Origin of the sequence: Natronolimnohabitans innermongolicus JCM 12255 (genome assembly GCF_000337215.1) — an archaeon.
Lineage (GTDB): Archaea > Halobacteriota > Halobacteria > Halobacteriales > Natrialbaceae > Natronolimnohabitans > Natronolimnohabitans innermongolicus.
The window spans coordinates 123,514-133,866 of record NZ_AOHZ01000075.1; the positions used below are offsets into that span (position 1 = coordinate 123,514).

A 10,353-nucleotide genomic window follows, 5' to 3' on the forward strand; every position below is an offset into this window, starting at 1 on the left:
GCGACGGCCGTCGATTCGGCCACCGTCCGTCGGTAATAAACGTCGGGTCGCGGTACAGAATAAGGCCTGTGAGTCGGTAATCCCTGTAGACGACGTCGGCGGCGACTCAGTCGCCCTCGGTGCCCGAACTCGAGGCCTCCTGCTGGTCGTCCGTTGTCGACGTGGGTTCTCGTGGCTCTGTGGCGGCGACCGATTCGTCGCGTTCGGTCACCTCGATCGTCCCGTCGCCGGTGACCGTAACCGTACAGCCCTCAACTACGAACGCAAGCCGACGGCGTGACCGTCCGTCCGACGACTTCACGAGGGTGTTGAGTGCGCTCGGATCGATCGACTCGCTGAGGGGGTCGAGTTCGTGCGGATCGGCGTCGAGCGCGGCTGCGACGCGATAGACGACGCGAGTACTGGTCTCGGCTCCGGGCGCTGGGACGGACGACGAATCGTCGGGACGCATGTGACTGTCGGTACGACGCCGGCCCGGATAGGGGTTCAGCGCACATACTCTCGTCGCGCGGCGGGCCGACCCGTACATATGAAGGGTCGGTGCGAACGGCCCACCGCCAGACCGGGCAACCTAAATTCTCAGCAAGCGACGGTAGCGCTGTGACCGGGAAATGAGCCTCGTCGCCGAATTTTCTCTGCCAGCTGATGACTTCGTTCTGGGGGATGCACTGCAACTCGAGGGTATCGATCGGGTCGAGTTCGACTGTAACATCCCCGCTCGACGCGATATCATGCCCTACTTCTGGGTCTGGGGAACTGCGTTCGACGCGTTCGAGTCGGTTTCCGAGGGCGAATCCGCAATCGAGTATCTGGAGACCGTCGATACACTCGAGGGAACGCGACTGTATCGGGGCGAGTGGAACGCCGGAATTTCGACGCTCCTCGAGGCGACACAGGAGAGCGACGCCATCGTTCGCGACGTGATCGGCGAAACGCGCTGGGAGCTCGAACTCTGGTTCGACACTCACACCGACGTTACCGTCTTCGCTGACGCCTACGCGGATGCCGGCCTCGAACTCGAACTCGAGCGGCTGTACTCGCTGAACCCGTCGGTCGGCGATCACTACGATTTGACGCCGGTACAACGAGAGACGCTCATTACGGCCGAGCGCACGGGATACTACAACGAGCCGCGCGACCTCACGCTGGAAGAGCTCGCCGCGAAACTGGATATTTCGCTCGCTGCAGCGAGCGGTCGGCTGCGCCGCGGAACGTCCACCCTCATCAGGAAAACGTTGCTCTGACTCCGAATCGCCTCGGTCGACGTCGGTTCGAGTCGGCTCATCGAGTTTCGGATAGGGTCCGCGACAAGTTATAAAAGACAAAGTATTTCGGGTCACTACTCCTCCGTGAGGAATACCAAGGGACACTGCGGCGGTGGCGCGACCGCAGTTGGTGTAATTCGACCGCGATTGGTTCGGTGGCACTGGTGAGGACTCGACGGCGGTAACTCGAGGTGATCACTGAACGGTGAACCAGCAATTGGCAGATGCGTCCGAGCAACGGCCCGACCACGACCATCACGCGCTGCTCTACGAGTCACAGGAGGACCAGCTATCGACGATCGTCTCGTTCGTCGACGAAGGGTTACGTCGCGGAGAGCGGTGTCTCTGTGTCACTCACGAACAAACTCCCGACGAGTACGTCGATGCGCTTCGCGAGCGAGTCGACGGCATCGACTCGGCGATCGAGTCGGGACAGCTCGTCGTCGAGTCGGCGACCGACCTGTATCTCTCGGGCGGCGAGTTCGATCCGGAACGGGTCGTCAACCAGCTCTCGAATCGGTGCGAGAACGCCGAGAACGCTGGGTGTGACGGATTCCGTGTCGCGGGTGAAATGTCGTGGGCACTCGATCACGACGTCGACTTCCAGCGTCTCGAGCGATACGAACGGCTCGTCGACGAACTGTTCGTCGCGAAGGAGTTGCGGGGAGTTTGCCAGTACGACCGCGAGCGGTTCCCTCCGGAGTTCCTCTGTAACGTACTTCGGTACCACCCGAACGTGACGCGAACCGGCGACGTCGGACCGAACTACTACTACGAGTACCCGACGGAACGGACCGAGTCCGGTGTCAGTACCGATGCGATCGACCGAAAGCTCCACACGATAGAGACCCACCAGGCCGTCAGAAGCTCGCTGCGGGAACGAGAACGGTGTCTCTCGCTGCTCGGACAGGCGACCGAACAGCTACGCGAAGCGGACACCGACGACGTCGAACGGATCGCCGGCGAGACGGTGGCCGAAATCGCCGACGCGTCGATCGTCTGCTTCTATCGGTATGCGAGCGATAACGGGGCTCTCACACCTGATTTAGTGTACGAGGGAGTCGACGACGTCGACCTGCCGGCGGTGATCGACGACGTCGAGGGCCGCGCCTGGGACGCGTTCGTCGACGACGCCGTCCGTGACTGTCCCGTCGACGCGAGCGAGGCGCTCACCGGTCGACTCTTTCCGGTCGGCCGACACGGAGTGTTCTTCGTCGCCGGGTCCCGCTCTCGTCCCCGTTCCGAGCGCAACACCCCTCCGAACGAGCAGTTCATCCGCGCTATCTGTGGACACACGGCGGCCGTTCTCGACCGAACCGAGTACGAACGAAATCTGGCGGACCGAAACGAGGCACTCGAGCGAAAAAACGAACGCCTCGAGCGAGTCAACCGGCTCAACGGTGTGATCAGGGACGTCAACCGGTCGATCGTCAACGCGACGACTCGAACGGAGATTCTTCGCGACGTTTGCGACCGTCTCGTTCGGGAGACCTGCGCCTCGTTCGCGTGGTACGGAACGTACGATCCGACGACCGAGTCGCTCGAACCCAGGCAGACGGCCGGCTCGAGTCGGGGGTATCTCGACGCGCTGTCGCTCGAGGAACACTGGTCGCGTCGGGAACCATCGGGACGGACGACCCAGCGACGGGGGACGACGATCGTCTCGAACGTCTACGACGGCCCCGAGTTAGCGAACTGGCAGGAACAGGCGCTCAAACGCGGCTTTCAATCGATACTCAGTCTCCCGGTGAGCTACGACGGCGAGCTCTACGGCGTCCTCTCGCTCTACAGCGAGACCCCGGAGACGTTCGACGAGGAAGCGGCGGCCGTCTTCGACGAACTCAGCGACGCCGTCGCACACGCGATCAACAGTTTGAATCGAAAGCGCGCGCTCATCGCGGACGGCGTCACCGAGCTCGGGGTCCGCATCACCGACGCCGATATCGACGCCGTCGAGTTCGTCCTCGAGCACGATTGTCGGATCGAAATCGACGATATCGTCTCGGATACCGACGGGGCGACGCGGCTGTTCTGTACCGCGAGCGACGTCGCTCCGGACGTGCTTCGGACGTACGCGACGGCGTCGCCGGCGATCGACGAACTGAACGTGCTCGGCGAGCGCGAAGGCGAGGCCGGATACCGGTTCGATTGCGTGGTTACCGATCGGTGTATCGTGGCCGATCTGCTGAAACACAACGCCGTTCCCCAGTCCGCTTCCATCGAAGACGGGGCCGTGCATCTCGTCGTTTATCTCCCGCAGGAACGCCGAACGCGTTCGTTCATGGAGATGCTCTCGACGTCGTACGCGGACGTCGAGATCGTCGGTCGGCAGGATCTGAACCAACCGGTCCGTCGGGTGTCGGACATCGAATCTGAACTCGACGAGATTCTTACGGAACGACAGCGGGAGATACTCACGATCGCGTTCCGAAGCGGCTACTTCGAGCGGCCGCGCGAGCAAACCGCCGAAGAGCTCGCGGAGTCACTCGGCGTTTCCCACCCGACGGTAAACAGACACCTTCGGGAGGCGGAGCGTCGACTCTTCTCGGTGTTGTTCGACGGTGGCGTCGAAGACGACGGGGCGTCGATTGACTGACGAGAGCGGCGTACATATGTACGCGGGAGAGCCTCGGCCGAGAACAGATGTACTGCCAATTTCTTTCCTGCTGGTATTCGGTGATACACCTGTGAGGAACCCATCGACTACCGTGTTGCTCGTCGAGGACGACCCCGACGATAGGCGCTGCATCGAAGCGGCGTTCGACGAGTTAGATCTCGAGGTTACGGTCCGGACCGCTCGAGACGGCGCCGAAGCGCTCGAGTTTCTCGACGCGAGCGTGACGGCGGAGTCGACGCCGCGTCCGGATCTCGTCCTTCTCGATCTGGATCTGCCGGGAACGCACGGACTCGACGTCCTCGAGGAGATCCGGAACGATCCCGCTCTCGCCGCCCTTCCGGTGTTGATTCTGACGAACTCGACGGCCGAGCGGGACGTCGTCGACACGTACGACCGATCCGGGAACGCGTATCTAACGAAGCCGGTCGACGATTCGGCGTACGACTCGCTGATCGACACGATTCGCGAGTTCTGGATCGACTCCGCTCAGCTGCCGACAGAACCGGCACGAACGCGATGAGCCGACGAACGGACACCGAACGGCGCGTCGACACGCCGACGATCGGCCACGTTTCGTCGCACGACTCGGTTGCGGCTGCGATCACGAGCGCCGTCGCCGATGCCCGCGGCGAGCGTCGGGAAGCGATTACGCTCCCGACCGATCGTCTCGATCCGGACGCGCTGGACGCGCTCTTTCTCGAGCAGGACCGAAGCCGAGCCGCGGAGCTCGACCTGCAGTTGACGGCGACGGTGGCGGGCTGTTCGGTCGTCCTCTACGGCGACGGACGGGTCGTCGCCGTACCGCCCAGTCGAACCGAGCGCACCGACCGAACCAGGGACGGTTCACGGCGACTCGACGACGAGCGCTGAGAGCGGTGTCGATCGGCGCACCGATTCGCACTGACCGCACCGACTCGCACCATCGCTTGCGAGTCGGTCGCAATCGATTTCCACCTCGGCCGCGTGCCCTCGAGCATGAGCGAACTCGCCGATCGAGAGTGGCGATTGATTCGGGACGTCCCGCGAGACGGGGCCCGCCAGATGGCCCTCGAGGAAATCGCCGCGCGGACGGCACTCGAAGACGACCTGCGAACCGTGCGCGTCTACTCGTGGGAGCCGAGCACGCTGTCGCTCGGCTACCGACAGGACGCCGACACGGTCGACTGGGACTTCTGCGACCGCGAGGGAATCGACGTCACGCGGCGCCAGACGGGCGGTGGCGGCATCTATCACGACCGGTACGCCGACATCTCGTATACGATCGTCGCCCCGGCCGACGAGGTGCCCGGGGATCTGATGGACTGCTACGAACTGTTTTGCGAGCCGGTGCTCGAGGGACTGCGACGCATGGGCGTCGAGGCGGACTTCGCGAGCGTCGAGCAGTCGTCGATCTATCAGCCCTCCTGCTATCTGCGGGATATCAACCCGGCTCACGACGTCGTCGCGCCGACGGGGGCGGAGACGGACGCCCGGAAGATCAGCGGCAACGCCCAGTACCGCCAGCGCGACGTCGTCATCCAGCACGGCTCGATCAGTTACGACCGCGAACCCGAGCGCCACGTCGGCGTCTTCGACGGCGATCTCGAGCCCGCGACGTTTGCCGATCGCGTGACGAGCATCCGCGAGGAAACCGGGGGCGACGTCGACCGCGAGACGGCCGTCGAGACGCTGGCGTTGGCCCTCGGCGAGTGGTGTAACGCCGACGTCGACGGCGACGAATCGACGTGGCGCGAAGCCGAACTCGAGGGCGCGCGAGAGCTGGCCGATCGAAAGTTCGGTGCGGATGCATGGGTTCGAGAGCGAGAGGTGCTCGAGGCGGGCGAACGGCGGGAGGTATAGGCTCCGCTCTCTGTCGACAGCGACGAAAACGAGAACGAACTGCGAATTTCCCACGACCTGAAACGGATCCGGTGAGTCGACGTTCGGCCGCAGATCGGCGGTCCGTACGCGGTTAGTCCGTGCGTGATTGGTTCGTGCGCGATTCGTCGTGCGGCCGGCCGTCCGTCAGTTCGAGTGTGCTCGCGCCCGTCGTATCGCCGACCGGCAGGCCGGTACGGCCGGTCTCAGTTGATGATCGCCTTCCAGCTCCAGCCCGCGAGGATGATCAAGACGACCGCGAGGGCGAAGAAGACGCCCCACTGTTGGGTCTCGGTCTCCGCGATCGGCGCGAAGACGTCCATGACGCCGGTAAACTGCATCGCGGCGATGACGACCAGTAGCATCGTCAGGATCGAAACGACGGCGATCCCGATCCAGTTGCGAGCCATCCACTGTCCCTCGCGTTCGGCTTCGTCCTTCGAGGTCGTGGGTTTCTCTGTCGGCTCTCGATCCGGTTCGGACATATATTACTCTTGAAGAGACTCCCGGGAAACGGTTCCACCTGCAGACTCCGGGTGGGGATGTCGGCGTCCGTTCGACGGTATTCGTCGCGTTGACGGGCGCGAGAGCGAGAGCGCCGGGCTACGACGACCCGCGGACGCCACCCCGTCGCCGACGCATCGTCCCCCGAACGAACGGCGTCGCTGGAAAGATCCCGAACGCCAGCCGATCGATCTCGTCGACGACGAACGACTCGTGGCCGACGAACCGCGGAATCGTCTCGCGCGTGAGCTGACAGCCCCCGGCCGCACGCTTCCAGACGGGATTCAACAGCTCCTGTCCCGTCCCGCGCCAGCCGTCGGCGTGAACGTGCTCGAGAAAGCGAAACTCGCCGCCGGGTTTCAGGACGCGGGCGACTTCGTCGAGCGCGGCGTCGGGGTCCTGTATCGTACAGAAGACGATGCTACTGATGACGACGTCGAAGCTGTCGTCGGGGTAGGGCAGCGACTCGGCGCGGGCGGCCCGAAGATCGACCGGAAGGCCGACCTCGCGGGCTCGGTTGGCCGCCCGCTTGCGCATGTTCGGATCCGGTTCGATCGCGTGGTACTCGAGGTCGTCGGCCATCTCGCCGGCGACGAACGGGAACATCTCTCCGGTGCCACAGCCGAGGTCGAGGACGCGCCCGGAGAGGTCGTCGGCGAGGTACTCTCGGTGGGGGGCGAGAACGAACGATTGCGGCGCCAGTTCGTACAGCGCGGCGAACAACGGATGGTCGATCTCCCCATCGCAGTCGCCGCCGTAGTCGTGATCGCGGGCCCGGCTGCTCGACCCCGTCGATCGCGTACTCGAGTCCGACATACGCTCGAGACGACGACGGGGCGACTCAAACGCGTTGTCCCTTCGCCGGACTCGAGCCCCGGTGACCTCAGCGGATCGTGTCCGGAATGCGGTCGATGACGTCCGTCGCGACGACCCCCGGCCCGTACTCGGCCGTCGCCAGCTCGCCGGTCTTACCGAGGATCCACGCGCCCAGCTCCGCGGCGTCGGCGCGGTCCATCCCCTGTCCGAGCAGCGAGGCCGTGATGCCGGCCAGCGTATCGCCCGTTCCGGCGACCGTCAGTGCCGGCGTTCCCGTCTCGTTTTGCAGCCGATCGCCGCCGGCGACGATCTCGTCGGTGCCGCCGGTCAGGACGAGCACCGCATTCGTCTCCTGAGAGAACGCCTCGAGGCTGCCGTAGGCGTCTTCGATCGGATCGACCTCCCTGCTACTCGGCGTGAGCACCGCGTTTGAGAGGTCGGCCTCGAGCGCCGGCTCGATCGCGAGGGCGTCGACGACGATCGGAACGTCGACCCGGTCGATCGCCTCGCTGATGGCGGCGCCGTCGGCGTCGACGAGACCGGGGCCGATCACGAGCGCGTCGGCCCATTCGCTCATCTCGTGTGTCCGTTCGACTGCACTCTCCTCGAACTGCTCGCCCGCGTAGCGGTCGACGAGCAGGTTCGGATCGTGACTCGCGACGACCTCGTAGATCGGGTCGGGAACGAACGCCCGGACGTGGTCCGAGCCGGTTCGCAGCGCCGCGCGGCCGGCGAGTGCGGGTTGGTTCGGGTACTCGATCGCGCCGGCGACGATGCCGACGCGGCCGTTGTCACTGTCGCCCTCGTCGGAGACGTTCGAGAGCGTTCGCTGAAGGCGGGCCATACGTCACTTGCAAACCGGCGAGGGGTAGGCGTTCGGCAGGCGTGTTCCTGTCGCCGTCACCCGGTCGTCGCCGCCCTCACTCGAGGACGGCCTCGAGTTCGTTCAGTACGTCCCCCGGGACCTCGACGTGTGGCGCGTGGCCCGTGTTGTCGAAGACGACTTCTTCGAACTCGCCGCCCGCGTCGGCGTACTCCTCCAGAACGACGCGGGTCTGGTCGACCATCGGCTGCGGGGGAAAGACGTCTTCGCCGGGCCAGTCGGGGACCTGCCCCATCCGGCCGAGCGTCCCGATGTCGAAGACGGACTCGTTGGAGACGATCTGGTCCGAGTCGCCGCGGATCCACAACACCGGCGGCTTGGCGTCGGGGTCGATCTCGGTGATCGTCTCGAGCGAGCAGTACTTCGGCGAGATGGCGTTGTTGACGCCGTGCTCGCCTGGCGCGACGCCGGGCCAGTTCTCGCTCGGCGTCGAGTCGCCGGGGTAGTGCTCGTCGCCGGTCGCGGTGTCGAGCATCCCCGTCAGGTACGACTCCTCGCGCTCCTCGTCGAAGACGTGGCTCGGATCGACGTAGAACGTCCGCAGGATCTTCCGCGGCGAGGACTCGCCGCCCTCGCCCCGGTCGCGGTCGGCGAGGCCCGCGACGAACTCGTCGTTGCCGAGCCCGCCGCCCGAGCCCGCGTAGTCGTCGAAACACGGCGTCCCGTCCGTGTCTTTCGTCCCGCCGAAGCCGTACGGCGAGAGCGGGTTGAGCAGGACGAGATTCTCGACCGAATCGGGGTCGTCGATCGTGTACCGCATCGCCGCCCCGCCGCCGTTCGACCAGCCGACCAGCGTGACCGGCTCCTCGAGGTCGAGCGCCGAGAACAGCGCTCGAAGATCCGCCGCGAAATCGCCGAGGCCGTTCGTCGCGTCGATCGGCTTCGTCTCCGAGTCGCCGTAGCCCCGCAAATCCGGTGCGATCGCACGATACCGATCGGGGAGTTCGACCATGATGTCCTCGAAGAATCGAGCGGAGGAGACGTTCCCGTGAACGAAGACGACGGTGTCTACAGTTTCGGTTCCGTCGCCGCCTCCGGACTCGAGATAGTGCGTCTCGAGCCGGGACGTGTCGACGGTCCGCGAGCGAACTCCGGGTAGTGTGTCGTCTCGTGTTCGAGACATGATCGTCGGTACCATCTGCTCCGGCATAACGTTCCGTCCTGATCGTGCGTTGAGAGCACCCCACTCCGACCGCTGGGGCACCCAGGCCCGCCTCGACCAACCGCCGCTCCCGCCGAGTCGAGCCAGTTTTCCGTCACTCCTCGAGCGCCTCGAGCAGCTCCACGAGCTCCGCCTCCGTCGCGTTCCCGTCCCTGATCGCCTCCCGCGGCGACCGCGGGCGCGGCCGCGACTCGACGGTCTCGATAGCCGATACCGGATTCAGCCCGCGGTCGCGTACCAGCCACGCGGCCGCGACGACGCCCGTCCGACCGAGCCCCGCGTTGCAGTGGAGCGCGACTCGATTTCCGTCGGCCGTCTGTCTCGCGACGTAGTCGACGGCACGCTCGAGTCGATCCGCGTCCGGAAGCTGACGGTCGCGGATCGGAACGTGAACGGTTTCGAACGCGTCGTCGTAGGCGGTAGGGAGTCGCCACCGAGAGGCTTCGTTCTCCGAAAGCAAACAACAGACGGCGGTGATCTCTCGCGCGACGAGCCGATCGGTCCACGTCTGAACGTCGGCGCCGAAGTGACCGGGACGACAGGCGCCGAACACGGGGCCGTCGTCAATCGGCCCGAGGTTCGCAACGTCCACCGGTCACCGACCTCCGTCCCTGGAAAACTGCCGAGCGGGGTCGTCGGATCGTATTTCGACAGTCATTGACACCCACAAACGGACGCACGGTACTTGAATGCTCCCGCCCTCGCGGTCGGTTCGGGACAACCGACTCGCTGGGAAGCCGGGTGCGTCCCGGCGTGAAATCGGGAGCCGGAACTTACAATCGCTCGATAATGGCTTCGGTGACGTCCTCGGTCGACGCGTCGCCGCCCAGATCGGGCGTTCGCGGCCCGTTCTCGAGCGTCTCTTCGACGGCCGCGTTGACGGCCGCGCCCGCCTCGTCGTAGCCGAGGTGCTCGAGCATCATGGCCGCGGAGATGACCGTCGCGGCCGGGTTGGCGACGCCCTCGCCGGCGATGTCGGGCGCGGTGCCGTGGACGGGCTCGAACAGCGCGCGCTCGGGGCCGACGTTGGCGCTGGGCAGGAGGCCGAGGCCGCCGACGAGACCGGCGGCGAGGTCCGAGAGCACGTCGCCCGCGAGGTTCGGACAGACGACGACGTCGAACTGTTCGGGGTCGAGACAGACCCTGTCTCTTATACACATCTCTGAGCGGGCTGGCAAGGCAGACCGTAGCTTATCTCGTATGCCGTATTCTGCTTGAAAAAAAAAAATTGGCGCGGGAGCTTGCATGC

11 protein-coding genes and 1 pseudogene are annotated in these 10,353 nt (G+C 65.3%); 5 read left to right on the forward strand and 7 right to left on the reverse strand.

Features of this window, described 5'->3' with window-relative positions:
- Nucleotides 1-106: 106 nt before the first annotated feature.
- Entirely contained in the window at nt 107-451 is a 345-nt protein-coding gene (locus C493_RS15925; protein ID WP_007260500.1) for a HalOD1 output domain-containing protein, read from the reverse strand.
- A 160-nt stretch (nt 452-611) separates the two neighbouring features.
- Here C493_RS15925 and C493_RS15930 point away from each other — a divergent pair, with 160 nt between their 5' ends.
- From C493_RS15930 to C493_RS15950, 5 genes are all read left to right on the forward strand, one after another.
- On the forward strand, nt 612-1,244 hold the full coding sequence (locus tag C493_RS15930; protein ID WP_007260501.1) for a helix-turn-helix domain-containing protein: 633 nt from the start codon (nt 612-614) through the stop codon (nt 1,242-1,244).
- Nucleotides 1,245-1,470: 226 nt separating this feature from the next.
- Nucleotides 1,471-3,861: an MEDS domain-containing protein gene (locus tag C493_RS15935; protein ID WP_007260502.1), complete on the forward strand. Its 2,391-nt coding sequence runs from the start codon at nt 1,471-1,473 to the stop codon at nt 3,859-3,861.
- Between the two features lie 91 nt (nt 3,862-3,952).
- Nucleotides 3,953-4,402, forward strand: coding sequence for a response regulator (locus C493_RS15940; RefSeq protein WP_049889413.1), 450 nt, complete (start codon nt 3,953-3,955; stop codon nt 4,400-4,402).
- Nucleotides 4,399-4,752 (forward strand): HalOD1 output domain-containing protein, encoded by a 354-nt coding sequence (locus C493_RS15945; protein WP_007260504.1) that lies wholly within the window; start codon nt 4,399-4,401, stop codon nt 4,750-4,752. The genes C493_RS15940 and C493_RS15945 overlap by 4 nt, the downstream gene beginning before the upstream one ends.
- A gap of 105 nt (nt 4,753-4,857) precedes the next feature.
- Entirely contained in the window at nt 4,858-5,721 is an 864-nt protein-coding gene (locus tag C493_RS15950) for a lipoate--protein ligase family protein (protein WP_007260505.1), read from the forward strand.
- A 224-nt stretch (nt 5,722-5,945) separates the two neighbouring features.
- On the opposite strand, the gene C493_RS15955 is transcribed toward C493_RS15950, so the two are convergent.
- From C493_RS15955 to C493_RS15980, 6 genes and pseudogenes are all read right to left on the reverse strand, one after another.
- Nucleotides 5,946-6,224 (reverse strand): hypothetical protein, encoded by a 279-nt coding sequence (locus tag C493_RS15955; RefSeq protein ID WP_007260506.1) that lies wholly within the window; start codon nt 6,222-6,224, stop codon nt 5,946-5,948.
- Nucleotides 6,225-6,342: 118 nt separating this feature from the next.
- Nucleotides 6,343-7,059, reverse strand: a complete 717-nt coding sequence (locus C493_RS15960; protein WP_007260507.1) for a class I SAM-dependent methyltransferase — start codon at nt 7,057-7,059, stop codon at nt 6,343-6,345.
- Between the two features lie 67 nt (nt 7,060-7,126).
- Nucleotides 7,127-7,903, reverse strand: coding sequence for an NAD(P)H-hydrate dehydratase (locus C493_RS15965; protein ID WP_007260508.1), 777 nt, complete (start codon nt 7,901-7,903; stop codon nt 7,127-7,129).
- Between the two features lie 76 nt (nt 7,904-7,979).
- Entirely contained in the window at nt 7,980-9,065 is a 1,086-nt protein-coding gene (locus tag C493_RS15970; protein ID WP_049889420.1) for an alpha/beta fold hydrolase, read from the reverse strand.
- 133 nt (nt 9,066-9,198) lie between these two features.
- Nucleotides 9,199-9,696, reverse strand: coding sequence for a protein-tyrosine phosphatase family protein (locus C493_RS15975; RefSeq protein WP_007260510.1), 498 nt, complete (start codon nt 9,694-9,696; stop codon nt 9,199-9,201).
- Nucleotides 9,697-9,877: 181 nt separating this feature from the next.
- Nucleotides 9,878-10,249: pseudogene (locus tag C493_RS15980) on the reverse strand (isocitrate/isopropylmalate family dehydrogenase); the annotation flags it as partial.
- Nucleotides 10,250-10,353 lie beyond the last annotated feature (104 nt).

Bases quoted from the DNA above. Each gene is read 5' to 3' on its own strand.
- C493_RS15925 (WP_007260500.1), bottom strand. From the start codon at position 451: ATGCGTCCCGACGATTCGTCGTCCGTCCCAGCGCCCGGAGCCGAGACC.
- C493_RS15930 (WP_007260501.1), top strand. From the start codon at position 612: ATGAGCCTCGTCGCCGAATTTTCTCTGCCAGCTGATGACTTCGTTCTG.
- C493_RS15945 (WP_007260504.1), top strand. From the start codon at position 4,399: ATGAGCCGACGAACGGACACCGAACGGCGCGTCGACACGCCGACGATC.
- C493_RS15950 (WP_007260505.1), top strand. From the start codon at position 4,858: ATGAGCGAACTCGCCGATCGAGAGTGGCGATTGATTCGGGACGTCCCG.
- C493_RS15955 (WP_007260506.1), bottom strand. From the start codon at position 6,224: ATGTCCGAACCGGATCGAGAGCCGACAGAGAAACCCACGACCTCGAAG.
- C493_RS15960 (WP_007260507.1), bottom strand. From the start codon at position 7,059: ATGTCGGACTCGAGTACGCGATCGACGGGGTCGAGCAGCCGGGCCCGC.
- C493_RS15965 (WP_007260508.1), bottom strand. From the start codon at position 7,903: ATGGCCCGCCTTCAGCGAACGCTCTCGAACGTCTCCGACGAGGGCGAC.
- C493_RS15970 (WP_049889420.1), bottom strand. From the start codon at position 9,065: ATGTCTCGAACACGAGACGACACACTACCCGGAGTTCGCTCGCGGACC.